Annotated in this window: 23 protein-coding genes; 9 read left to right on the top strand and 14 right to left on the bottom strand. The window is 70.5% G+C overall.

Annotated features, from left to right (window positions below; all coding sequences use genetic code 11):
* Positions 1-164: 164 nt before the first annotated feature.
* The 3 genes from OG948_RS00210 to OG948_RS00200 form a co-directional block, all read right to left on the bottom strand.
* The gene (locus tag OG948_RS00210; protein WP_406292767.1) at positions 165-644 is read right to left on the bottom strand and encodes a DEAD/DEAH box helicase family protein; all 480 of its coding nucleotides are present in this window, start codon (positions 642-644) and stop codon (positions 165-167) included.
* A 348-nt stretch (positions 645-992) separates the two neighbouring features.
* Complete coding sequence (locus OG948_RS00205) at positions 993-1364, bottom strand: fic family toxin-antitoxin system, toxin component (protein WP_406292765.1); 372 nt, start codon at positions 1362-1364, stop codon at positions 993-995.
* A 604-nt stretch (positions 1365-1968) separates the two neighbouring features.
* Positions 1969-2673 carry a type 1 glutamine amidotransferase domain-containing protein gene (locus OG948_RS00200; RefSeq protein ID WP_406292764.1) on the bottom strand — a complete coding sequence of 235 codons (705 nt, stop codon included), beginning with the start codon at positions 2671-2673 and terminating at the stop codon, positions 1969-1971.
* Positions 2674-2840: 167 nt separating this feature from the next.
* Here OG948_RS00200 and OG948_RS00195 point away from each other — a divergent pair, with 167 nt between their 5' ends.
* The 3 genes from OG948_RS00195 to istB all read left to right on the top strand — a co-directional run bounded on the left by OG948_RS00195 (position 2841) and on the right by istB (position 5677).
* The gene (locus tag OG948_RS00195; protein WP_406292762.1) at positions 2841-2990 is read left to right on the top strand and encodes a hypothetical protein; all 150 of its coding nucleotides are present in this window, start codon (positions 2841-2843) and stop codon (positions 2988-2990) included.
* A 624-nt stretch (positions 2991-3614) separates the two neighbouring features.
* On the top strand, positions 3615-4874 hold the full coding sequence (gene istA / locus OG948_RS00190) for an IS21 family transposase (RefSeq protein WP_406292761.1): 1260 nt from the start codon (positions 3615-3617) through the stop codon (positions 4872-4874).
* A complete protein-coding gene (istB, locus tag OG948_RS00185; protein ID WP_331773332.1) occupies positions 4871-5677 on the top strand; it encodes an IS21-like element helper ATPase IstB in 807 nt (268 codons plus the stop codon). Before istA ends, istB begins: the two co-directional genes overlap by 4 nt.
* A 126-nt stretch (positions 5678-5803) precedes the next feature.
* Here the strand turns inward: istB and OG948_RS00180 are convergent, their stop codons facing one another.
* Positions 5804-6160, bottom strand: a complete 357-nt coding sequence (locus tag OG948_RS00180) for a YybH family protein (protein WP_406292759.1) — start codon at positions 6158-6160, stop codon at positions 5804-5806.
* Between the two features lie 152 nt (positions 6161-6312).
* Between OG948_RS00180 and OG948_RS00175 the strand changes: the two genes are divergently transcribed.
* Positions 6313-6933, top strand: coding sequence for a TetR/AcrR family transcriptional regulator (locus OG948_RS00175; protein ID WP_406292757.1), 621 nt, complete (start codon positions 6313-6315; stop codon positions 6931-6933).
* A gap of 105 nt (positions 6934-7038) precedes the next feature.
* Here the strand turns inward: OG948_RS00175 and OG948_RS00170 are convergent, their stop codons facing one another.
* Together OG948_RS00170 and OG948_RS00165 are read right to left on the bottom strand one after the other, a co-directional pair.
* Entirely contained in the window at positions 7039-8070 is a 1032-nt protein-coding gene (locus OG948_RS00170) for a nitronate monooxygenase (RefSeq protein WP_406292756.1), read from the bottom strand.
* 221 nt (positions 8071-8291) lie between these two features.
* On the bottom strand, positions 8292-9005 hold the full coding sequence (locus OG948_RS00165) for an SDR family NAD(P)-dependent oxidoreductase (protein WP_406292754.1): 714 nt from the start codon (positions 9003-9005) through the stop codon (positions 8292-8294).
* 215 nt (positions 9006-9220) lie between these two features.
* Here OG948_RS00165 and OG948_RS00160 point away from each other — a divergent pair, with 215 nt between their 5' ends.
* The 5 genes from OG948_RS00160 to OG948_RS00140 all read left to right on the top strand — a co-directional run bounded on the left by OG948_RS00160 (position 9221) and on the right by OG948_RS00140 (position 11953).
* Positions 9221-9523 carry a muconolactone Delta-isomerase family protein gene (locus OG948_RS00160; protein WP_406292753.1) on the top strand — a complete coding sequence of 101 codons (303 nt, stop codon included), beginning with the start codon at positions 9221-9223 and terminating at the stop codon, positions 9521-9523.
* A gap of 175 nt (positions 9524-9698) precedes the next feature.
* Entirely contained in the window at positions 9699-10307 is a 609-nt protein-coding gene (gene wrbA / locus OG948_RS00155; RefSeq protein WP_406292751.1) for an NAD(P)H:quinone oxidoreductase, read from the top strand.
* Positions 10308-10379: 72 nt separating this feature from the next.
* Positions 10380-10856, top strand: a complete 477-nt coding sequence (locus OG948_RS00150) for an ATP-binding protein (RefSeq protein WP_406292749.1) — start codon at positions 10380-10382, stop codon at positions 10854-10856.
* 387 nt (positions 10857-11243) lie between these two features.
* Positions 11244-11612, top strand: a complete 369-nt coding sequence (locus OG948_RS00145) for a hypothetical protein (RefSeq protein WP_406292748.1) — start codon at positions 11244-11246, stop codon at positions 11610-11612.
* Positions 11609-11953 (top strand): hypothetical protein, encoded by a 345-nt coding sequence (locus tag OG948_RS00140; protein ID WP_406292746.1) that lies wholly within the window; start codon positions 11609-11611, stop codon positions 11951-11953. The genes OG948_RS00145 and OG948_RS00140 overlap by 4 nt, the downstream gene beginning before the upstream one ends.
* Positions 11954-12085: 132 nt before the next feature.
* On the opposite strand, the gene OG948_RS00135 is transcribed toward OG948_RS00140, so the two are convergent.
* The 8 genes from OG948_RS00135 to OG948_RS00100 all read right to left on the bottom strand — a co-directional run bounded on the left by OG948_RS00135 (position 12086) and on the right by OG948_RS00100 (position 22131).
* Positions 12086-13141, bottom strand: a complete 1056-nt coding sequence (locus OG948_RS00135) for a TniB family NTP-binding protein (RefSeq protein ID WP_406292744.1) — start codon at positions 13139-13141, stop codon at positions 12086-12088.
* Positions 13135-14364: a Mu transposase C-terminal domain-containing protein gene (locus OG948_RS00130; protein ID WP_406292743.1), complete on the bottom strand. Its 1230-nt coding sequence runs from the start codon at positions 14362-14364 to the stop codon at positions 13135-13137. Before OG948_RS00130 ends, OG948_RS00135 begins: the two co-directional genes overlap by 7 nt.
* Before the next feature lie 111 nt (positions 14365-14475).
* Entirely contained in the window at positions 14476-14892 is a 417-nt protein-coding gene (locus OG948_RS00125; protein ID WP_406292741.1) for a hypothetical protein, read from the bottom strand.
* The gene (locus tag OG948_RS00120; RefSeq protein ID WP_406292739.1) at positions 14889-16979 is read right to left on the bottom strand and encodes a hypothetical protein; all 2091 of its coding nucleotides are present in this window, start codon (positions 16977-16979) and stop codon (positions 14889-14891) included. Before OG948_RS00120 ends, OG948_RS00125 begins: the two co-directional genes overlap by 4 nt.
* Positions 16976-18910 (bottom strand): hypothetical protein, encoded by a 1935-nt coding sequence (locus tag OG948_RS00115; RefSeq protein WP_406292737.1) that lies wholly within the window; start codon positions 18908-18910, stop codon positions 16976-16978. The genes OG948_RS00120 and OG948_RS00115 overlap by 4 nt, the downstream gene beginning before the upstream one ends.
* A complete protein-coding gene (locus OG948_RS00110; protein WP_406300153.1) occupies positions 18907-20433 on the bottom strand; it encodes an integrase in 1527 nt (508 codons plus the stop codon). The genes OG948_RS00115 and OG948_RS00110 overlap by 4 nt, the downstream gene beginning before the upstream one ends.
* Positions 20354-21421: a hypothetical protein gene (locus tag OG948_RS00105; protein ID WP_406292735.1), complete on the bottom strand. Its 1068-nt coding sequence runs from the start codon at positions 21419-21421 to the stop codon at positions 20354-20356. Before OG948_RS00105 ends, OG948_RS00110 begins: the two co-directional genes overlap by 80 nt.
* Entirely contained in the window at positions 21418-22131 is a 714-nt protein-coding gene (locus OG948_RS00100) for a hypothetical protein (RefSeq protein WP_406292733.1), read from the bottom strand. Before OG948_RS00100 ends, OG948_RS00105 begins: the two co-directional genes overlap by 4 nt.
* Positions 22132-22254 lie beyond the last annotated feature (123 nt).

Raw genomic sequence — 22254 nt, 5'->3', positions numbered from 1 at the left:
CCGGGGACCGCCGGGTCCGGTGGACACGGCCGGGCCGGTGACGCTGCTCCGGTACCCGGTCCCCACCCCGGCCGCTCCGGCGCCCCCGCGACGTTGCCGCCGTCATCAGATGATCACGAGGTCGAATTGGGTCAAGGCGAGGCCGTAGGCGCCTTGGTGGGCGGTCAGGACGGCGCCCAGCGACTGGTAGGTGGCGTACACCGTGAGAGGGCCCGGGACGGCCCCCACAGAGCCAATCGGGGGGCGCTGGTAGTGCACCGTACTCCGGCCTGGTCGAGGGTGCGGTCGCCGGTCAGAGAGCACACGGCGATCTGGGTTCCGGCGGTGCGTCCGGCGTTTCGCCAGGCCGTGACGGTCTGGGTCAGGAGATCGAGGGTGGGGACCAGGACCAGCACGTGGCCGCGGGGCGCGAGGGCGGCTGCGGTGGCGGCGGCGATGCGGGTCTTGCCGGTGCCGCAGGCCATCACTGCGGTGGCCCTGGCCCCGCCGTGTGGCCCATCAGGGACCAGGTCGGTGTCGGGGTTCTCCAGGGCTCGGACGATCGCGTCGACGGCCTCGCGTTGGTGTGGGCGCAGTGGCGACACGGGCCGGCGTGCGGGATGTGGTGGGGTCTCGGGTGGGAAAAGCGGCAAGGAATGCTGCACGCTTCTCTCTTCGTGTCGTCGGTTCCCGGACCATGGTCGTGCCGGCGCGCAGCGTTGCGAGCGCACCGGGAGCTCGACGCCATACTCCCGCGCCACAGCCTCGGTCCGACACCGGGAGTGGGACTTGGCTGTCGAGACGGCGCCGCCGAGTCCGCCTGTGCGGGCGGTGGCCCGGATCGCCGGTCCCGGCCTCGGCCGGCGTCGCGCGTGGAGGACTGGGACCACGTGGCGGACGTGTGCGATCCGACCGCGACCGCATTCGGCACGACCCCGCCCACGACCACTTGTTCGCCCCGTGAGGGGATCGTTGCGGGCGGCTTGGGCGCGGGCCGGCCGGTGTCGGGGTGGTCAGGTGGGCCAGGTGCGCAGGAGGGCGGCGACGGAGTGGGCGCTGCAGTCCTCACGGCGCAGTTCGTCGACGAGCAGGGTGGTGCCTTCGGGCCCGGGTTTGACCGGCCGGCCGCAGGCTTGGAGGTAGGCGATGGCGATCGCGACGGCGACGGTCATGTTCGAGTGCTCGAGCCGGTTCAGCCGGCCCAGGGTGTGCGCGAGGGCGGCCGCTCGGGCGTGGACGCCGTTGGACACGTCCCGGTCGAACAACACGGCCTTGTGGCGCTCCACGGCGGCCAGGGGGACGCCGAAGTCGTCGGGGGAGGGGTCCTGTTCGCCCGTCATGCGGGCGATCTCCAGGATCCGGGTGAGGTCAACCGCGAGGTGCACGGGCGCGTTCCTCGATGAGGTCGCCGTACTCCTCGATGACCTTGCGCGCCGCGCCCGTGAATGCCGCCCGCAGCGGGTCGGTGTCGCTGCGCACGAGGTGTTCGATGTACTGCTGCAGGTCATGTGCCGCAGCTCGGCGGCATGACGGGCGGCGTTCGCCGTGTCCTCGTCCAGGCGCGCGTCGAGTTGTGTCGTCGCCATACGACGATGCCAGCGAAAGCTGGCTCCCGGATGGGGCGAGCGAGGCGCCACCGGTGGAGAGTCCCGGCAGATCGATGCCGTCATGGTCTGCGGCATGCCTGCGCACCTCCCGGCTCGGGGGCTCTTTCGGGAGCGACAGGGGAGCCCCGATCGGCAACCGGATCGCTGCCGGATGCCCCGGGGCGCCTCGTGGTTCTCGGCGACAGGCGTGTGATCTCGTTGCTTGCTCGGGCGAACGGGGTTGGTCCTGTTCACCCTTCCGTCCGTTCGCCGCCGTTGGTGATGCCCGTCAAGGGCGTTGCCCGCGATGGGGTACCGCGTGTCGAACCGGTGACCTGAGCAGGGAGTGCCGCGGCGCGAGCGGGTCGCTCGCGCCGCGGCACTCCCTGCGCCATGGGCGTGGTCAGGCGAGCAGCTCGAGCACGCGGTGGGCGGCGTCGATGGTGGAGCCGGGGTTCTGGCCGGTCACCAGGTTGCCGTCGACGATGACGTGGCTGCCCCACGAGGCGCCGGCGTCGAACTTGGCGCCGGCCGCGCGCAGCCGGTCCTCCAGCAGCCAGGGGGCCTTGTCCGCGAAACCGGCCTGGGTTTCCTCGTCGTTGGTGAACGCGGTCAGGTGCCGGCCGGCGAAGGCCCAGCTGCCGTCGGCGCGGCCGGCGGCGAGGAAGCCGGCCGGGCCGTGGCAGACCGAGGCCACCACCTTGTCGGGAGTGTCGAGCAGCGAAACCAGCAGCCGGCCGAGCGTGTCGCTGACGGCCAGGTCCTGCATCGGTCCGTGCCCGCCGGGCACGAACACGGCGTCGTAGTCCGCGGGATTCATGTCTTCCAGCCGCCGGGGCGCGGCGAGGAACCCGTCGACCTCGGCGAGGTAGGCACGGAAGCCGGCGACCTTGGCCTCGTCACCACCGTTCATCGCCGGGGCCAGGCTCAGCTCGTCCACGACCGGCCGCACCCCTGCGGGCGTGGCCAGAGTCACCTGGGCGCCGGCCGCGGTGAAGGCCCGGTGCGACTCGATGAACTCCTCCCCCCAGAACCCCGTCGGGTGCGCGGTGCCATCCTTCAGCGTCCAGTGCCGGGCACCGGTCAGCACGATCAAGATCGAAGGCATGTCCTTCTCCTGTCAACGTTGTGGAGCCCGAGTCGGCTCCACCTCATTGTAGCCGACCGGTCAACTATTTTGCTCCGGGGTCGGACGCGTGATGGTTGGCCGCATGGGACGGACGGGCACGGCCCACGAGCGGCTCCTGGTCGGCACCACGGAACGTGGCCGGCGTCGTGGGCGCAAGGCACCGGTTCCGGCTCGATGACCGGGTGCTGGTCCTGGAGGACGGGGTGGAGGGTGAGGTTCGCGTGTCCGGCTGGTCTGCCGAGGCGGACGCCGACGCACTGGCCGGGCCGGTTGTGGGGGAGTTCGGGCATCGGTGAACCGGCTGACCGCGCCCGGCACCGTGTCGGTTGCGGTGTTCGGCCGGGTTCGGGTGAGCGATCGGTTCCGGTCGGGATCGGGCGGCCTTCGGGTGACGTCGGGCCTGGCCCGCCCGCCTGCGCGGCGCCGCCATCACGGGTGCGCCCGGAGTGGTCCGGCGGATCCGGGGGACGTGACAGGACCCGGCCGGGTGACTGCGGACCCGGCCGGGTTCCGCTGCCTGGCCGCTGGCGACTACTGGTTCGACGACGAAACGGCCGGGGATCAGGACGGCCCCGACAGCCGCCTTCGCGCCTGACCGTCAGCGCCGGGCTCCTGTCGACGTGGATGCTGGATGCGGCGGTGCGCTGCCGGTACATCGGTGAGTGGGCGACCACCAAGCGTCGGCGGGCCCGGCGGTGGACCGGACCGAGGGAGAGGCGCCTGGGCTTCGGGCCGGCTGCCCGACGTTCGACTTCGAGCCGGTCGGCGCGAGTGCCGCCGTCCTCGAGGTGATGCCCTGGAGTCTTCGGCGACAAATCGCGCGCAGTTCCGCGTCCTGGGTGCCTTGCTGCTGTCGCTGGTTCCTGAAAACTGACCCCCAGGAGGCTTCCGAAAGTTGACCCCCTTGTTGATCATGGGGGGTGCTAAAGGTGGAGGATTGGGCCGAGATACGTCGTCTGCATCGAGCGGAGGGCGTACCCATCAAGGAGATCGCGCGGCGGCTAGGGGTGGCCCGGAATACCGTGCGGGCCGCGTTGAACTCAAACCGGCCGCCCAAATACGAGCGGGCCCTGCAGGGTTCGGTCGTGGACGCCTTCGAATCGCAGATCCGTGTCTTGTTGAAGGAATGGCCGAGGATGCCGGCCCCGGTCGTCGCGGAACGGATCGGCTGGCCGTACTCCATGTCGCCGTTGAGGAAGCGACTGGCTCTGCTGCGGCCCGAATACGTGGGCATCGACCCGGTGGATCGTGTCCACTACGAGCCCGGCGGGATCACGCAGTGCGATCTGTGGTTTCCCGAGACGAAGATACCGGTCATGACCGGTCAGGAACGGATTCTGCCGGTGCTGGTCATGACGCTGGGGTTCTCCCGCTACTTGTCCGCAGCGATGATTCCGACCCGTCAGGGCGGCGACATCCTGTCGGGTATGTGGTCCCTGATCGGCGCGATTGGGCGGGTCACCAGAACGCTGGTCCGGGATCGGGAGTCCGCGATCGGCGGGACGGGTCGGGTGACTGCTCCGGCGGCGGCTTTTGCCGGGACACTGGCCACCCGGATCCAGCTCGCGCCGCCGCGGGACCCGGAATACAAGGGAATGGTCGAACGGAACAACCAGTTCCTGGAGACATCGTTCCTGCCCGGGCGTCGGTTCACCTCGCCGGCGGATTTCAACGGCCAGCTGGCGGAATGGCTGGTGCGGGCCAACTCCCGCACGGTCCGCTCGATTCAGGGCCGGCCGGTCGACCTTTTGGAGACCGACTATCAGTCGATGCTTCCGCTGCCGCCCGTCGTCCCACCGATCGGGCTGAACAACCGAATTCGTCTGGCGCGTGATTACTACGTACGCGTCGACACCGTCGACTATTCCGTGGACCCGCAGGTGATCGGCCGATTCGTCGACGTGACCGCGTCGCCGGAGGAGGTGACGGTGTTCTGCGACGGCCAGGTCGTCGCGCGTCACCACCGGTCCTGGGCCAAGCAGGCCGTGGTCACCGACCCCGCTCATGCGGCCGCCGCCGCCCGGATGCGCCAGGCCCTCGCCCTGGAACGCCGGCGGCGCGAGGCCGCCACCCGGCATCATCCCGACGGCCACGCCGTCACACTGCGGGCCCTGCCCGACTACGACGCCCTTTTCGGTGTCGATTTCGACCCCACACCCACGAAAGCGAGCAACGAATGACCACTGCCACCAAGGAGAGTTCGGGCCACAAGGACGGGCTTCCCTCGATGATTGCCTATCTCACCCGGGCACTGAAGATGCCGACGATGGGTGTCGTCTGGGAGGACCTCGCTGCTCAGGCAAGGGACGAGAACTGGTCCCACGAGGAATACCTCGCCGCCCTGCTGCAGCGACAGGTGGCCGATCGGGAATCGAAGGGAACGGTGATGCGGATCCGCACTGCTCACTTCCCGCAGGTCAAAACGCTGGAGGACTTCAACCTCGACCACTTGCCCTCGCTGCGGCGTGATGTTCTCGCGCACCTGGCGACCGGCACATTCGTCGCGAAGGCGGAGAACGTAATTCTACTCGGACCGCCGGGACTCGGGAAAACACATCTGGCCATCGGGCTCGGCGTCAAGGCGGCCCACTCAGGTTATTCGGTCCTGTTCGACACCGCGAGCAACTGGATTTCGCGTCTCGGCGAGGCCCACCAGGCCGGCCGTCTGGAAGCCGAGCTGAAGAAGATCCGCCGCTACAAGCTGATCATTATCGATGAGGTCGGCTATATCCCGTTCGACCAGGACGCCGCGAATCTGTTCTTCCAACTCATTGCGTCCCGTTACGAGCAGGGCTCGGTCATGGTGACCTCAAATTTGCCGTTCGGGCGCTGGGGAGAAACGTTCTCGGACGACGTCGTGGCCGCCGCGATGATCGACCGCCTGGTCCATCATGCCGAGGTTCTCACCCTCACCGGTGATTCGTATCGCACTCGCCAGCGGCGCGAACTCCTCGCCAAGGAGAACCGCGCGAATCAGGGTTGAACCAGCCGCGGGGGTCAATTTTCCGAGACCCGCAGGGGTCAGTTTTCAGAGAGCGTTGACAGCTGCCGGGCGTCACCATGCTGCACTTTGTGCGGTGCCTCCGACCGGATGGCGAGTGCTGCCGGACTACTGGTGTTCGTCCTCGACGCGGGAGACGTGGTACTGGTCGATTTTCCAGCCGGTGTCGTGGAGGTGGAGCACCAGCGACAGGTGCACGTGGGCCTCCCAGCCGTGCGCGTCGCCGAACGTGACGTCCGCGAAGCCGCCGGCGGCCTGCTCGCCGATCGTGTAGGTGTACAGGACTGTCACGTCGGCCCTGCGGCCGGGTGGTACGGCTTCGTAGTAGTCCCGTACCGCGTCCCGGCCCGTGAGGACGGCAGCTCCGAAGCCCTGGAAGAGGGCATCGGGGGTGAAGAGATCGGCCATGGCGTCGGGCTGATGGCCGTCGAAAGCGGCCTTCCAGCGCCGAAGGACGTCCTGCATCGGATGGCTCATTGCTTCAGCTCTCATCTGTGGACGGGCGTGGGCGCGCGGGGTCCACCGTGCGTGGTCGCGCAATGCGGGCGACCGATTCCCCACCCTTGTAGACGACCGGTCTAGTGAGAATGTAGACGAGCGGTCGTATACTGGCAAGCATGGGACGGACCAGTGACGCCAGAGAGAAGATCATCAGCACCACGCAGTCGCTCATCGAGCTGCGGGGCTACTCGGCGCTGGGCGTGGCCGAGATCTGCAAGACGGCCGGGGTGCCCAAGGGGAGCTTCTACTACTTCTTCGCGTCCAAGGAGGCTCTGGCGCTGACCGTGCTCGACGAGCACTGGGCCGCCCAGCGCCGCGAGTGGACCCGGGTTCTGCACGGCGACGCCGAGCCCCTGCAGCGACTGCGCCAGCTCTTCGAGGAGACCGAGGCGACCCAGCGGGCGGGGCAGAAGAGCTGCGGCACCGTCTCCGGCTGCCTGTTCGGGAACCTCACGCTGGAGCTGAGCAACCAGACCGAGGCGATCCGCGAGCGCCTGCAGGAGATCTTCGACGCCCAGGTCGCCATGGTGGAGTCGGTCGTCGCCGAGGCGCGCGAGCGGGGCGAGGTCGGTGTCGCCGACACGCATGAGGGGGCGCGAGCGGTCGTGGCGCAGCTCGAAGGACAGGTGCTGCTCGCCAAGCTCTACAACAACACGTCCCGGTTGAGCGTTCTCTGGGCGAATTGCCTGGCCCTGCTGGGAGCCCGGGTGCCGCAGGATGCAGCGGCCGGGGCGTGAGCCCCGGTCCGCTGCCGACGGGTCCGTGCGCGGGGCGCCGGAGTTCCGTCGGCCCGGAGGTCCCTGACCGCCGGTGCCTTGGCGTGCGTGGGGTGCTGGGAGTGTTCAGACGTGGGAGGCCAGTCTCCGCAGGATCTCGGCGGCGGGCTGGGCGGTGGCCCGGCGGTACCCGGTGCCGGCCCACAGATTGATCCGTTCGGGGTCGCCGGCCGCGGCGGCGGCCTGGCGCATCGGCCTGGTCAGATGGTGCAGGGCGGGATAGCCGGAGGGGGCGAGGCCGCTGTAGCGGTCGGTGAACCGGTTGGCCAGAGTCCGCGCGGGCCGGCCCGTGAACGCCCTGGTCATCACCGTCCCACGGCGCTGCGGGTCGGTCAGGGCCGCCTTGTGGGGGAGTGAGGTACCGGCTTCGTCCGCTCGCAGCAGGACCGTGCCGACCATGACCGCCTCGGCCCCGGCGCGCAGTGCCTCGGCCACATCGGCCGGGGTGGCCAGCCCGCCCGCGGCGACGAGCGGCAGAGACACCGCCTCCCGTACGCGCCCCAGCAGATCGGTCAGGGGGACGGGGGCCGGAACATGTTCGGGGGTGAGCGTGCCGGAGTGCCCTCCGGCGGCCGACGCCTGTACTGCCAGCACATCGGCGCCCGCGTCCGCGGCCAGGCGGGCCTCCGCCGGTGACGTGACCGTCTGGACGACCAGGGTTCCGGCGGCACGCAGTGAGGCGATGACGGCCGCGTGCGGGACGGCGAAGGTGAAGCTGACGACCGGTACCGGCGCGGACAGCAACATATCGATCTTGTCCGACCAGTGGTCGTCGTCCTCGACGATTCCCGCTGCCCGGACGTCGATCTCGTAGACCCGGGCTTCGGGGGCGATCGCGGCGGCATAGCGCCGGAAGTCCTCCGGATCGACCGGCACGGGGTTGGGAGCGAAGAGGTTGACCCCGAAGACGATGTCGTGGCGTCGGACCTCGGCGATCTGCTCGGCCAGTGCGTCGGCGGTCTTGTATCCGCCGGCGAGGAACCCCAGCCCGTTCGCCCGAGCCGCCGCCACGACCAGTGCGGGGGTGCTGGGCCCGCCGGCCATCGGCGCGGCCAGAACCGGATTGTCCACGGCGAGACCCTCGAGTGGCGAAGTCATGGAGTGTCCTCTCTTCTCGTGGGACGGGGACGGACGTGGTCCGGGACGAGGCAGTGGCCCGCCCGGCCGCCGGGGCCGGTCCCCGAGGGGCCTGTGCCGGTGGTTCGTCGTGGGCACCGGGCGGGCCGTCGGCAGCCGGTTCCGGGGCAACCGGCAGGGGCACAGGTGGCGCGCCCCCGCCTCGGGCCCGCGCGGGCGAGGCCGGCGGCGAGTGCCCGCGCTCAGGACCCGGCGCTCTGGCCGCCGTCGACGTGGAGGATCTCGCCCGTGACGAACGGGGCGTTCTCGAGGTAGACGACCGCGTCGACGATGTCGCTCACCTCGCCCATGCGGCCGAGCGGATGCAGTGCCGCGAGTGCCGCGTGATGCTCTTCGGGGTGCATGGGCGTCTTGATGGTGCCCAGCGCCACGGCGTTGCTGCGGATGCCGCGGCCGGCGTACTCGATGGCCAGCGCCTTGGTCGCGGACTGCAGTCCTCCCTTGGTCAGGGAGGCGAGCACGGAGGTCACGCTGGAGTTGGCCTGGTCGGCGAGCGTGCTCGTGATCTGCACGACGTGACCGCCGCCCTGCTCGAGCATGCGCTCCACCGCGAGTTGGGTGATGCGGAAGAAGCCGTCCAGGTTCACGCCGAGCACCGCGTCGTAGTCGTCCTTTGTGTAGTCGGTGAAGGGCTTCGCGACGAAGATCCCCGCGTTGTTGACCAGCGTGTCGATACGGCCGAAGTGCTCGACGCCGGCGGCGATGACGCGCTCTGCGGTCGTGCGGTCGGCGATGTCGCCCTGGACGGTGACGACGTCGGGGTCCTCCGACGCGGGGATGCGGCGCGAGGTGGCGACGACGCCGTAGCCCAGCTTGCGGTAGGCGGTGACAAGCCCGGCGCCGATGCCCTGGGACGCACCCGTGACGACCGCGACCTTCTGAACCTGCGTGCTCATGGCGACCTGACCTCCTTCAAGGGGGACGAGCGCTGCCGACTAGTAGCCGGGCGGTCGTCTATGCCAAGGTAGACGACCGGTCGAGTTATTTCAAAAGCGTGTGCGCCGCCGGGTCGCAGGCCGTGTGCGCCCGCGGAGCACACCGGGGGCGACCGCGCCCCCGGTAGATCGCCGTGAGGGGTCGACAGGCCCCGCGGAGAGAAGGAGAAGCCGCCATGAAGGAGTTCCTGGTCGAACTCACCACCACTGTTCCCGAGGGGACCGACCCTGCCGAGGTCGACCGTCGCCGCGCCGAGGAATCCGTCAGGGCCGGGGAGCTGGCCGCGGCCGGCCATCTCGTCCGGCTGTGGCGCCCGGTGGGCGAACTGCGCAGCATCGGCCTGTGGCGGGCCGCCGACGAGGATGAGCTGTACGGGAAGGTGCTCGGCGCGCTGCCGCTCCGGCCGTGGATGACCTCGGTGGTGACGGCTCTGCAGCCCCACCCCAATGACCCGGGGAAGGCTGCGGTCACCGCTTGAACCCCGCGGGGTGGTGGGGCTCGTCGCCGCCCGGCGAGCCTTGCTCCCCACCGCTCCCGCCGCGACCGTGGCACTCGACCTTGACTTCGATCGGACCGGTCGTCTATTTTGGATTAGTAGACCGGTCGTCTAGTACCAATTCCATCGGAACCCAACAACGAACGGAGCCGCCGCCGTGGCCACTCCCGTCAAGCTCTCGATCGTCTACTACTCCTCCACGGGCACCATTACCGAGATCGCCAGGGAACTGCGCGATGCCGGGGTGAAGGCGGGTGCCGAGGTCCGCCTGGTGAAGGCCGCCGAGCTGGCCCCGCGGGCGGCCATCGAGGCCAATCCGGCGTGGGCGGCCAACCACGCCGCCACCGCGGATGTCCCCGAGGCGACACCCGAGGACATCGAGTGGGCCGACGCCGTGCTGTTCGGATCCGCCACCCGGTTCGGCAACATCTCCGCGCAGCTCAAGCAGTTCATCGACACCCTCGGCGGACTGTGGGCGCAGGGGAAGCTGGCCGACAAGGTCTACAGCGGCTTCACCTCGTCCGCGACCGCCCACGCCGGACAGGAGACGACGCTCCAGGCGCTCTACACCAGCGTCCACCACTTCGGCGGCATCGTGGTCGCCCCCGGCTTCACGGACCCGGTCAAGTTCACCGACGGCAACCCCTACGGCACCTCGCACGTGGACGGTCAGGGCACGAAGCCGGTGGACGACACCACCCGCGCCGCCGCCCGTCACCAGGCCCGGCGCGTGGTGAGGACAGCCGCGCAGCTCAAGGCGGCCTGACCGCCCGTCACGTCACGGCAGCCCGGCGCCGCCACACCGGCGGCGCCGGCCGCCCCCGCTGAGGAGACCCCCATGTACGCCGCCACCGCCACCGCCCGAGTAGCCGCCGGCCCCGCGCCGTATGCCACGTCCGGTGTCCTTCCGGCGGTCTGTACCGGGGAGGTGGCTTGCGCCTGGAGCCTTCCGCGCCGCCCCGAGTCCGCTGGCACGGCGCGCCGCATCGCCCGCACTCTCCTCGACGCGTGGGGCACGGACGGCGACACGGCCGACGTGGTCCTGCTCGTCGTCTCCGAACTCGTCACCAATGCCATCGAACACGCCCTGCCCCCCGTCGTCCTCCACCTTGAGCAACGCACGGAGTCCGGCGCCCTGCATATCGAGGTCGACGACGGCGGACCCGCCCCCGAAGACCGTGCCCGTGCCGCCGGCCGCGACCCGGACGAGCACGGCCGCGGTGGCGGCATCGTCGCCGTGCTGGCGACCGCGCACGGCGAACGCGCCCTTCCGCGCGGCGCGGCCCACTGGGCGGACCTCCCCATCGCCCCCTGAACACCGCCGGCCGGGTCCTGCGCGATCCGCGGGGCCTGCCGGCGGCCGTGGTGTGCATCAATCCGGACCGGGCGCCGCAGGCGGACGGGCCGCTGCGGTCCTGTCCGTCTGCGGCGCCCCTATGGCGCGGCGCCCGGCGCCGTTGTCCGAGCAGGACCGGTCCGCGCGTGTCCCCTCACATCACCGGCGACTACGTCCGCGAGACAGGGCACCCCGTTGAACGCATGATCCGCCTGGCCTTCCGGCCGCTATCGGCTGCCGGCCGGCCGGGGACGGGGCCGGGGTTCGCGGTCCGCCGCGCCGCTCCCGTTGTCGCCACTGCTCTGAGGGTGTCCCGTTCCGCGGCCTGCCGGCCGGGCTCAGATCACCGAATGCGAAGGACCGGACATGGCCCGGCTGCCCGACTTCCGTCCGGAAACGTACTTCTCCCCCTGGGAGTTCGCCGCCCGCCACCATCCGACCGCCTCCGACGTCCGGACCATGACGCTGGGCGAGCTCCTCTCGCCGGCCGACGACAAGGCCCGGGTGGCCTTCGAGAACCAGCCCATCGGTTACATGGACACCTTCGGCGATCCGGCCCTGCGTGAGGTGATCGCCCAGACGTACGAGAACGCCGGCGCGGACGAGGTGATCTGCTTCGCGGGAGCCGAGGAAGCCCTCTACCCGGCGATGAATGTCCTGCCCGACGCCGGGGACCACGCGGCGGTGGTGACCCCGAGCCACCAGGCCGTCGAGACCGTGCGGACACGCCGATGACGACCGCTCTGCCCGTCTTCGACCTGGCCGCCATCGCGACGGCCGCCACCCCCGAGATCGTCCTGGAGAGCGTCCGTGACGCTCTCATCGCCCACGCCGAAGGGCGCGCCGGCGTCCCGCCGCCCCTGCACATGGACTTCCCCGAAGCAGGCGGGGACTGTCCGGTGAAAGCCGGCCGGATCACCGAGACCGCCGACTTCACCGTCAAGATGGCGACCGGCTTCTACAGCCCCGGTCTCGGTGTGATTTCGCAGTGGTGGTTGGTGTGTGGGTGGTGGTGTGAGCTGGGGTGTTGCAGGTTGGTTGAGAACGGTTTGCGGCTGTCCGGGCGAGGGCCGTGAGGGGTCTGGCCTGGGGATGTCGCAGTTTCGTTGAGAACGCGCGGGTTGTTGCACATAGCCTTGTACGCCTAAAGGCCCGGACCGTGTTTGTGTTGGTCACGGGCTTTGGCCTGCTCGCAGGGTCGGGATGGCCTACGGACCGGATGTGCGGGACTTGGTGGTGCCGGGGCGGTGCCGGGTTTCGGCGAGGTGGTCCAGGCGGATGTTGTCGAGGCTGGTTTTGGTGATGCGTTCGGTGCCGTCGTCGATCGCGGTGATCGCGGCTTGGCGGATCAGGCGGGTGAGGCTGCCGATCCGTCCGGCGGTGCGTTGGTGGAGATAGGGCGCGAGGCGGGGGAGTGTCCCGGCGCGGTGTGCGTTCAGGTCGAGCGCGGTTTCCACGCCGGCGATCAACTCCGTGAACGGTTCGCGTTTCCCCAACCGCGCGGGGAACGCCCCGCACTCGACCAGCGAGGCCCGTCCGGCGAGTTGCGCCCCGCGTACACCCGCGAACAACGGTGTGGCGGCCACGTCGATGCCCGCGTACACGAACATCGCGCCGATGCGTTCGGTGAGGTCTTTGAGCAGGTCGGCGGTCTCGGCGCCGGTGGTGGTGCGGGGGTTGAGGCGGTGGATCTCGTCGATGAGGACCAGGCGGACACCGGCCCGGTTGTAGGTGTGACAGACGGCTTCGGTGATCTGTGCCTGCGTCATTCGGGTCGTGACGGGGATGCCGAGGTAGCGGGCGAACTCGGCGGCCAGCGCCTTCGCGGTCGCGCCTGGCGGCACGAGGACGTACGCCACCGCCACCCGGCCCTCAGCCCTCCCGCCGCGTCGGGTGGCCTCCGCGAGGTGGCAGGCGCGTCCGACGTGGAGCAGGGCGGTGGTCTTCCCGGCCGCGGCGGGGCCGGTGACGATCAACGCCGGCCGGGCGGTGGTCTGTTGGTGGCGGCCCAGGATCATCAGGGTGCGCACGCTGGTGGCGAGGGTGTCGATGGCCGGGGTGCGGATGGTCACGAACGCGGAGTGGTAGGCCAGGCGTTCTTCCCGACCGCGTGGTGGCGCGCCGGGCTCGGGTGGCGCCGGGGGCGCTGCGGCGACGAAGTTCTGCCAGCCCTGCCAGGTGGTCACCGGCCGGGACTGTTCCGTCGGGTCCGCATGGATGTGTGCCCACGTGTCGTCGCCCGATCGCGCACCGGGGCTCACCATTTCAGGGCCTCCTCGTGTGCGTCGTAGAGACCGAGCCCCGTGTACGGCGGGGCGGGGGAGTCGGGGTCGTCTTCGCCGGCGTCCGACCCCGGGAGCGGTGACTCGTCGAGGCCGTCGTCGAGTTCGTCGAGGCTGTCCCCGCCTTTTCCCGGGACGGTGTCGCCGAGGTCCTGCTCCCGCCCTTCGTGCACGGAGCGCGCCGGCGGGGGAATCCGGGTGGGTGTGCCGCGGGCGAGGAGGCGTTGTTCGGTGCGGGTGGCCTGGCCGGTGCGGGCGCGGCGCATGAGCTGGTCGAGGGCTTGCGCGAGGTTCGCTTCGTGGATGTCGGCGTCGGTGTGGGGGCCGGCGGTGGCACGCAGGTATTGCCAGGTGCGTTCGTCGAACGGGTGGTGGGCGTGGTCGCGGTGGATCCAGGGGATCTCCGTCAACTCGCCGTCGGGCAGGCGGATCCACACCTGGCGGCCGTCGTGGGGGTTGTGGTGGACCTCCCACTTCCCGCCTCGGACGGCGATCCCGGAGGACTGACCCCGGTACGGGCCCAGGGCCTCGTGGTCGTAGGTGCGGTGGTCGATGCGGATCCCGCGTTCGGTGACGGCCTGCCATCGCACCGGCAACAGTTCGAGGTAGTCGCCGCCGGTCAGCGGTACCGGCACATATCCGGCGACCGCGACGAGCGCGGCCCACATCTGGTTCGGTGTCAGCGCGACCCTGGGCATCACCGGATGTCGCAGCCCTTCGTGGGGGCGGTGGTGCCAGTGCACGAGCCATTCGTCGAGCAGGTCCTGCAACTGGGCGACACCGAAACACGCCTCACGCTCGGCGTCTCTGCCGCGTCGGGTGACGTCGGGGCCGGTGTATCCCGGAAGGTGTTGGCAGAACAGGGAGTTGATCGACCCGAAGGTGCGCTCCACGATGCCCTTCGCCGTCGGCGCGAACGGCGGAGCCGGCTGCACGCTGATTGCCAACGTCTCACAGGCCGCGGCGAACGCCCCCGACACGAAAACCTTCCCCCGGTCCACGACGATCGTCTCCGGAACCACGACCGGCCGCGCCGCCGCGCCTTCGAGGCGTTCGTCCAGCGTCATCAGCCGATCGCGCGAGAGCAGCCGGGCGTGGGCGAAACGCAGCGCGTCGGGCCAGGTGGGCCGGGCCGGGTGCGGGACGGCCATCTCCGCGAGCAACAGCGCCGCGTCCACCGCCTGCGTCCCGCCCGGACACAGCACCGCCGCCAGGATGGCCCGGGTGGCGACGTCGACGGCGATCTTGTGGCGGTAGTTTTCGACTGACCGTTGACCATTGAGGACCTGGAGATGACCACGGTGGTGCCGGAAGGATCAGGCCGGGCGTTCTCGGTGAGGTTGATCGATGCGAGTGACCTTGCTGCTGTTTTCCAGGGCCTCGCGTAAGCGGGCGTTGTCCACGGCCAGGTGCTGGATCTGGGCCGCCGCGAAGCGGAGGTTCTCGGTCAGTGACCGGTTCGTCCGGCGGAGCTTGGCGTTCCTGGCGGCGAGGATCTCGTAAGGGCTCGGATGCTTCTTTGCCGCGGCGGCGGCTTCAGGGTTCGAGCGGATGGTGGAGATCTCTTGGGCCAGGTCGGGGAAGTGCCGCCGGAATGTGGTGTTGCTCAGGCCGAGCTTCGTGGCCAGGGTGAGGACGCTCGGCCTGGTGCCGTTGTCCTGGCACTCCGTCATGTACTGGTCCATGACGCGGCGGGCGCGAGCCTCGGAGGGGACGTCGGCAGAACGGCTCATGCGGACTCCGGAACGGTGGTGTTCTCCAGGAGGAACGTGGTGATCTCCGCGCGACGGGACTCCAGCCGGTGCCGCAGCAGCGGCGGCAGCGTGGGCCGGGAGGCCAAGCGGCGGGTGATGCGGTCGACCTCGCGCTGCCAGGCTGCGGCGTTCTCCGGGGTGAGCGCGACGTTGCGGCAGGCCAAGGGCTTGCAGCCGCCGTGGTCGGGCAGCCCCTCGGTTCGTCCCCGGCGGGCGCGTTCGCAGAGGGCCTTGGCATAGTCGTGGACGCAGGTGATGTACTCGCCGGGGTAGACGGCCGGGTCGTGCTTGGCCATGAGTCGCCTCAGCCGGTTGTCGTCGAGAACGACCTTGCCCTGGAAGCGGGCCCGTGCGCCGAACGCCTCCAGACGGCGGGCGGCTTCCTCGGCGGCAGGTCCGGTGAGCTCGGTGTGCTCGTGGGCGTCGATCGCTGCCATGAGGTGTTCGCCGCGGGCGAGGGCCTGCTCGCTCTCGACCTCGGCTCGGAAGCCGGATTCGCTGGTGCCCGCGTAGCCTTCGAAGACTTGGATGCAGTGGTGCCGGTAGGCGAGTGCCCCGGCGATGACGCCGCCGGGACGGCGGGCGATGAACCAGGCCAATGTCCTTCTGAACTGGCTGTTTTTCAGGTGCCAGGTCCGTCCGTCGATGTCGGGGATGCCATCGGTTCGGCCGGTGCGCTCGCAGTAATCGTTGATCCAGACGGCGAAGGTGTTGAGGCGGGCATTGGTGGCCCCGCTGGTCAGCACTTGACTGACTGCGTCGGCCTTGACTCCGGGGCTGTGCTGGAGCCGGGCGAAGAGGAAATCGCTTTCATCAGGCTGGAGTTGCTCCAGGATCCTGATCGCGCGGGCGGCGGGTTCTCCGATGTTCCAGACGGCCGGGACGCCGGCGGGGTCGTCCTCGGCCTTGAAGGCGAGGCTGTGCATCTTCCAGCGGTAGGGCGTCCCGTTCGCGTCGCGCTCGATGGTCAGGCCGCCGCGCTTGAGGTGCTTGATTTCGCTGTCGCGGGCGCCCGAGAGGAAGGACAGGACCAGGTAGCAGGCGTCCTGCAGCATGCGGGCCAGGGCGGCGAGGCCGTCGCGTTCGGTGTGGTCCGCCAGGATCGCCTCGATCCACGGCTCGCCGTCGAGACGGCTGCGGATCGGCTGGTCGCTGATCCTCTGGGGGGCGGTCCCGACCAGGGCTGCGGCCCCGTCGATCATGTGCCGGTAGCGGGCGAGGGAGATCCGGTTGCGACCGAGGGCGTTCGCGATCGCCGTGGTGCTGGTCTTGCCGCGCCAGGCGGGAAGAGGCCGGCCCGCGGCGATGTACTCGTCCAGCCAGGCCCGCAGGAGAACGGGCAGATCGCCGTAGGTGTGCGGCTCGGCGGCGGCCGGGAGTGGGGCCCGCCATGTGCGGTCCGCGGCGAGGATGTCGGCGGAGAACGAGTCGATGAACCGCATCGCCCAGACGAACAGCGGGCCGAGGACCTCTTCGGGAATCCGTGCGGTGGCGTTCTCGTAGGCGCCCTGGCCGGTCGCCTCACCCCATCCGTCGAAGTGCCGCGGGTCGAACCGCAAGGCGCCCGAGGGCAGGGAAGCGCGCCAGAGCCAGAACTTGCGCACTCCCGCCCGAGCTCCTTGCCGGGCGCCGACGGCAGGCAGAGACCGCATGAGGAAGCGCTGGAAGTCTTCCAGATCGCGGCCCGTCAAGGTGTCCAGCGGGAGGTCGCGGGCGGCTGCCCAGCGCAGGAACCGAATGTACTCGGTGAAGGCGGTGCGGATGGTGCCGACCGCCGGCCGGTCCTCACCCGCCGGGACGCTCCCGGACAGCATCGCGTAACAGAGCTCCCTGCCAACCCGTCGGTGGCTGACGGGAATCAGGGTGAAGTCGAGGATGAACCGGCGCTCGTGTTTCTTGAGCATCGCCGGGGCCAGGTTCCAGATGTCGTCGCTGAACCGCGAGGTGTCTTCGAGCCGACAGCCCTCGCGCAGGCGTCGGCCGTGGAAGACGTACGGATCCGTGGTGTCGGTCCGGGACCGAGGGAGCAGGCCCGGACCGGGCAGGGTTCGCAGGGCGGTGGTCACGGCAGTTCCCAGGGGTTTTCGACCAGGTCGAGCAGCGCGTCGTGCGGCTGCTCGGCCCGGGCCTGCTGGAGTTCGGCGGGGGTGAACTTGGTGAGGATGTCCTGACGGATGGCGACCCAGGCCGGGCCGTAGCGCTGCCACCACACCTCGTCGGACAGCGCGCGGCGGCGCCGGCCCAGGGCGTCGAACAGGCCGAGGAGACGGGGCAGGTGGTCCCGGGTGACCAGGCAGTTCCCGCAGTGGAAGCAGTCCAGGAAGGTGACCTGGCACCGCTGTTGGGTGAGCGGGTGCCGGTCGTGGTCGGCGCAGGCCGTCCACCCTGTGTCGAGATGGCCCTCTGCGGTCCGCCGGGCGGTGTCCGCGTCGAGACCGCTCTTGGCCAGAGCTTCGGCGTCGCCCGGGCCGGGCAGGACGCGCGGGCCTCCTCCGGCGGCCCGCGCCGCCTGGTCGTGGGCTCGGCGGGCGGCCTGTTCGGCATCGACGAGGGCCTCGCCGAGAACCTCCTCGGCCCAGGAGGTGATGACGGGGTCGCTGCTGAGGTAGTTGCGGAACAACACCTGCATGGTGTTGGACTTCGCGGCCGATGGCAGGTGGCCGCCCATCCGCTTCGTGCGTCGCACCTCCATGCTGGTCTTGATCCGGTTGAAGCTCACCTGCAGCGGCAGGCCCGCGGACATGCCGCCCGAACCGGTGGAGTCCGGCTGCGGATCGGCCAGCAGCGGACGAGATCGGTTCGCTGCCCAGACGGTGGGCAGCAGCGAGGTGCAGCTCAGCGAGTTCTCAAACGGTGCGACGTGGTCGGCGTCGGCGGTCTTGAGTCTGGCGCTGTGCCCGTTGCGCCACAGGCACCACAGCAGCGGCGATCCGCATCGCTCGCGGCTGCGGGTCGTCAGTTCCAGAAGCAGGAGGTAGAAGCCTCCCGGGGTGTGCAGCTCGCGTCCCGGTGCCCCGATCTCCCAGGTCACGGTCTCGAACCAGCGTCGTGCACCCCGGCGCCGCTTGACGATGACCAACTCGACCGCCCGGTCCTCCAACACTCGGTGGCGGACCGGTAGTTCCTTGACCGTCTCGCCGTTGCGCTCACTCAGTGCCGCCGCGAGCATCATCAGCGGCGGCAGGTCTTTGAGCGTCAGGAAAAGCTTCCCCGCCAGCTCCAGGCGCTCGGGGGAGAGCGGGTTGCGCGTGCCAGGCGGTATGGGGACCTGCCCCGTGGCGGCCATCTGTTCCAGCAGGCGGCCCGTCTCCCGGTTCTTGTCGTCCAGGGCCGACGGGTCGCCTCGGTAGCGACACAGCAGGTCTTCGCCCGCCCGGATCCGGTCGCGGATCTTGGCGGTGTCCGATCGCAACGCGGCCAGCAGGCGAGCCAGTTCCCCGTCCGAGAACCCGGTGGTCCCCCGCTTCCTGCCGACTCCCGCTGGGGCCTCGGCGTCCCGGGGCGCCGGCAGGCGCCGCTGGACGTGGTCGAGGACCTCGGCCGAGACCTTCTCGCGCAGCGCGGATGAGGTGAACAGCATCCGGGCCTCGCCCAACTCCCGCAGGGCCGCGGTCGGCGCGGTCCGGGCCCGGTGGGTGTGAAAGGCGTCCAGGTGGGCGGGGGTGAGGTGGCCGGGAGTAGCCGGAGGGCGCGGCAGCGTTCCGAGGAACCGCACCAGTCGGCCCAGGGACCCCCAGCCGGTGGTCGCCGCGGCGAACGTGCGCAGCCCACCGCCGGGGCCGGTCCGCTCAGCGACCGCCGCGGCCAGGGCCGTGTGCCAGCCCGGCAGCGGGAGTGCGGAGACATCGAAGAGCCTGCGGCGTCCGTCATCGCCGTGGAAGGCCACCACCAGCCGCCCGTCGTCCAAGTCCTGGACATCGGCGGCCGGTTCGTAGTCGTGGGACGGCATCGCGGCGGTGCGTCCGGGGCCGGTGCTGCCGCGTCCTTGCCGGCTCATCCGGCGGCCTCCATCACATCGGCGGGCGGCGGGGTGTCCTCACCGATCCGCTGGAGCGGGGTGTCGCGCGGGTCTTCCCAGGTATCGGGGACCAGGGCCATCCGCGTCTCCATCTCCAGCTCCTGCAGGGCATGCAGATAAACAGCCGTGGTGAGGACCGACCGGTGGCCGAGTCTGCGGCGGACCCAGTCGAGCGGGTCGCCGAAGATGCGGGTGTAGTGGCCGCGTTGGGCCTCGTTGAGCTCGGCCAGGGCCGCGATGTGGCCGCGCTGGAGCTGTTCCAAGGTCACCACGGCAAAACCGTGCCGCAGAAGGTGGGCATGGCACGACAGCGCGACCCGTTGTTCCCTGCAGCGGTCGTTGGCGCCGGCGAAGATGCTCTTCCAAGTCGACACGGCCAGGGGCTGCCCGTCCTCCCCGAGCCAGAACAACGCCGGTTCCAGGCCCTCCGACGTCTCCACCAGCACTCGGCGCCGTTCCACCGGCTTGAGTTCGCGCAGGTTCACCACCCGGCGGGTGCCGACGCCGGTCACCCGCACCAGCTGAGGACGTGACGGATCATCAATCACCAGCGGGCGGCGCCACCGCCGGTAGCGGCCGGCCGCGCGGGCGTCCTCGACCACCTCCGCGCGGTCCAGTTCCGCGTAGGCCGCCAGGTCGCGCACCACGCTGTGTGGAGCGTAGATCCAGCGGGCGGAGAAGTACTTCGCGATGGCTCCCGGCAGCCAAAACCGCTGGTAGCCGCCCAGACCGACCCGGACTGGCATCTCCATCGTGGTCAGGTGGGACTGCTCGGACAGCCGCATGCCGGTGCGGACCATGAGATCCGTGAACGTTGCGTTCCTCGCCGACCAGCGGCCCTTGAACCGGCCCGTAGGCAGGCCATCAGCCCCATATCCGCGCAGGCCGACGTCCCGCCAGAGCCGGTAGGAAGCCGGCGGGAGCCATTCGATCCGCTCGCCGCCCTCGTCATGTGCGTAGGTCGCCGGGACCGTCTCCTCCGTGCGGGTTCTCGGCGTACCCGCGAACGTACCCAGCGGCGTGGGCCGTCGTGAGCGATGCGGGATCGGGACGGCGCCGAGTTGGTTCTGCCGTACCGCCCACTCGAAGAACTGGTTGACGTGTGCGACCTCCTGGCTCCAGGTGCCGCCTGCCACCCGGGGCCCGGACGGATCGCGGCGCCGCCATTGATGAAACGCCAGGTGATCGGCCTCGGTGGCCTGTCGCCACGTTTTCCCGCCGCGGGCGCAGTGCAGGAAGCTCAGGTAACCCGCAAGCGCACGGGCCCGGTTGGCGTTGCTGTTCCACGGCGCGTCGATCAAATCCACTCGATGGAAGTACGAGTTGAGTACCACGTCGTACTCGAATCGAGGCGACAGCAGGAACGGCAGTCCGTCCGGCAGGCCGACCTCGTCGAGCCACGGCATCAGGTCATCGGGCAGGTCATGCAGCCAGGGCGGCCCAGTAGCAGGCCGGTCGACGTCGCGGCTGGTGTAGTGCACCGTCCAGCCAGATCTCCGCATCACCGGCGCAACGTACTCGGTCAGTGACCAGTCGTGCACAAGCTGCGGTCGCCTCGACGGGTGTGGACCGCCCGTCGTCGCCGATCGCGAGGATGTCCAAGCCGGTGGTGTCGATCTGCACCAGTTCACCGGGCACCCGCGCGACCGTGGGCGTGTACGGGGGCCGGGGACGAGCCCGTCGGGCGGTGCGCCGCACCAGCGTTCCGGTCACGTCGTCCACGGTGACACCCAGGCGCTGCAGCAGCTTGTAGAAGGTGGAGCGCGGCACCCGGAGCCGTGCCCGCTCGAGGGGATCGTCGAGCTCGCGCCGGTAGCGCCTGGCGACGGCGCGCTCCAGCCGCTCCCACAGGCGCTGCGCCGTGCCGGCGGACTCCTCGGCCTTCGCCTCGGCGTCCATCACCTCCCACAGCAGCTCCACCACCCGCGGATCGGTGCGCCCGTACAAGGAGCCCCGGCGGGTGCTCCTGCCGTCGACCAGTCCCATCACCCCGTGGGCGCGCCACGACCGGCACTTGCGTTCGACCGTCGCCGCCGACACGTCCCTGCCCAGTGCCCGAAGCTGCCTGGCCTTGGCCGCGTAGCGCTCCTGGAGGGTGCGCAGCGCGGGGTCGTACTCGGGCCGCGGCGCCGTGGCGGCGGGGATGTTCGGCATCTGCTGGTGCAGGACCTGCTTGATGTGGCGTTCCCATTCCCGTGCCTGGGCGCGGGCATGGACGGGCAACGCCTCGAACTCGCCGTTGCGGTGCAGGACCCGGGGACGCGGGCGGGGCCGGCCGGAGCGGTCCAGGACGGCGAAGTCGTCGGCCGCGACGAGCGCCGGGAGCAGGCCGGTGACCGCGTCGACGCCCTCCTCGCACGGTTCCATCGACACCCGGGGTCCGTGCAGGAGGCTGACCGTGTAGGCGCGGCCATCGAATCGCACGGTGTCGCCCACGTCCAGGATCTCGCCGCTCGGATGCGGTGCCTCGAGCACCGGTTCCCGGTTCACGGCCGCACCCCGCTCGCCCAGACGGGGGAGGTCGGCAGGAGCGGCGCGTGCCAGTCGATCTCCAGTTGCCGGCGCCAGATCAGGTGATGGGCGAGCTCGATTGCCGCCAGGCGGGGCAGCCCGCAGGCCGCGGCGCCGTCCTCGAGCCGGCGGGGACAGGCGAAGGCGGACAGCAGCGCCTGCGCGGCGCCCGGGTCGCGCCCGCGCGGGTCGCGGGCACCGAAGGCCAGCTGCAGGTTCGCCAGTTCCGTGCCGGCCGCAGGGGCGGTGACCTCCAGCTCCCATCCCGTCTGGAACGCGGCCTCCTTGAGGACGTGCCTGCGGCGCTCCCAGACGGCACCGGGCGTCTGCGGTTCCACAAGGAGCAGGAGCCGCTCGCCGCCGTGGCGGCGGGCGCCGAAGTCGGGCCGCAGGGCGCGGCGTCGGCCGCCCTCGTCCCAGCGCAGTTCCACCGGGCAGGCGCTGAACGCAGCGATCCTGCTGTCCCGGTCGAGGGCCATGGCAACCCGCTGCCCCCGCAGCGACCCGCAGGAGACGACCCTGCCGGTGGTGGACACCCAGGCGTCGGTGACGAAGCCGCCTCGTCCCCGGTGCGCGATGGGAGGAGCGATGTGGGGGAGTTCCTCGATGGGCACACCGCAGGCCTGGGTAGCGGGTACCTCGCGAAGGCGTCCTCGCGCGTCGAGGTAGGCGACGGAGATCTCCAACACGCGGCCCCCTCGGGGTGTCGGCACGAGACGTGCCCCTTCACAGTGGTCCACCGGGCGAGGCCGCCCGTGCGGGTGACCGCCGTATCCACACGAACGGGTGACACCCCCCTCGCAAGCCCTTGC

Origin of the sequence: Embleya sp. NBC_00888, assembly GCF_045207655.1 — a bacterium.
Lineage (GTDB): Bacteria > Actinomycetota > Actinomycetes > Streptomycetales > Streptomycetaceae > Embleya.
The sequence above is the reverse complement of the archived record's forward strand: the minus strand, read 5'-3'. Positions and strand labels throughout refer to the sequence as shown.

What these genes read in the sequence shown, in the direction of transcription:
- OG948_RS00200 (WP_406292764.1), bottom strand. Translation starts at nt 2,673, where the DNA reads ATGCCTTCGATCTTGATCGTGCTGACCGGTGCCCGGCACTGGACGCTG.
- istB (WP_331773332.1), top strand. Translation starts at nt 4,871, where the DNA reads ATGACCACTGCCACCAAGGAGAGTTCGGGCCACAAGGACGGGCTTCCC.
- OG948_RS00180 (WP_406292759.1), bottom strand. Translation starts at nt 6,160, where the DNA reads ATGCAGGACGTCCTTCGGCGCTGGAAGGCCGCTTTCGACGGCCATCAG.
- OG948_RS00175 (WP_406292757.1), top strand. Translation starts at nt 6,313, where the DNA reads ATGGGACGGACCAGTGACGCCAGAGAGAAGATCATCAGCACCACGCAG.
- OG948_RS00170 (WP_406292756.1), bottom strand. Translation starts at nt 8,070, where the DNA reads ATGACTTCGCCACTCGAGGGTCTCGCCGTGGACAATCCGGTTCTGGCC.
- OG948_RS00165 (WP_406292754.1), bottom strand. Translation starts at nt 9,005, where the DNA reads ATGAGCACGCAGGTTCAGAAGGTCGCGGTCGTCACGGGTGCGTCCCAG.
- OG948_RS00160 (WP_406292753.1), top strand. Translation starts at nt 9,221, where the DNA reads ATGAAGGAGTTCCTGGTCGAACTCACCACCACTGTTCCCGAGGGGACC.
- OG948_RS00150 (WP_406292749.1), top strand. Translation starts at nt 10,380, where the DNA reads ATGTACGCCGCCACCGCCACCGCCCGAGTAGCCGCCGGCCCCGCGCCG.
- OG948_RS00145 (WP_406292748.1), top strand. Translation starts at nt 11,244, where the DNA reads ATGGCCCGGCTGCCCGACTTCCGTCCGGAAACGTACTTCTCCCCCTGG.
- OG948_RS00140 (WP_406292746.1), top strand. Translation starts at nt 11,609, where the DNA reads ATGACGACCGCTCTGCCCGTCTTCGACCTGGCCGCCATCGCGACGGCC.
- OG948_RS00135 (WP_406292744.1), bottom strand. Translation starts at nt 13,141, where the DNA reads ATGGTGAGCCCCGGTGCGCGATCGGGCGACGACACGTGGGCACACATC.
- OG948_RS00125 (WP_406292741.1), bottom strand. Translation starts at nt 14,892, where the DNA reads ATGAGCCGTTCTGCCGACGTCCCCTCCGAGGCTCGCGCCCGCCGCGTC.
- OG948_RS00115 (WP_406292737.1), bottom strand. Translation starts at nt 18,910, where the DNA reads ATGAGCCGGCAAGGACGCGGCAGCACCGGCCCCGGACGCACCGCCGCG.
- OG948_RS00110 (WP_406300153.1), bottom strand. Translation starts at nt 20,433, where the DNA reads ATGCGGAGATCTGGCTGGACGGTGCACTACACCAGCCGCGACGTCGAC.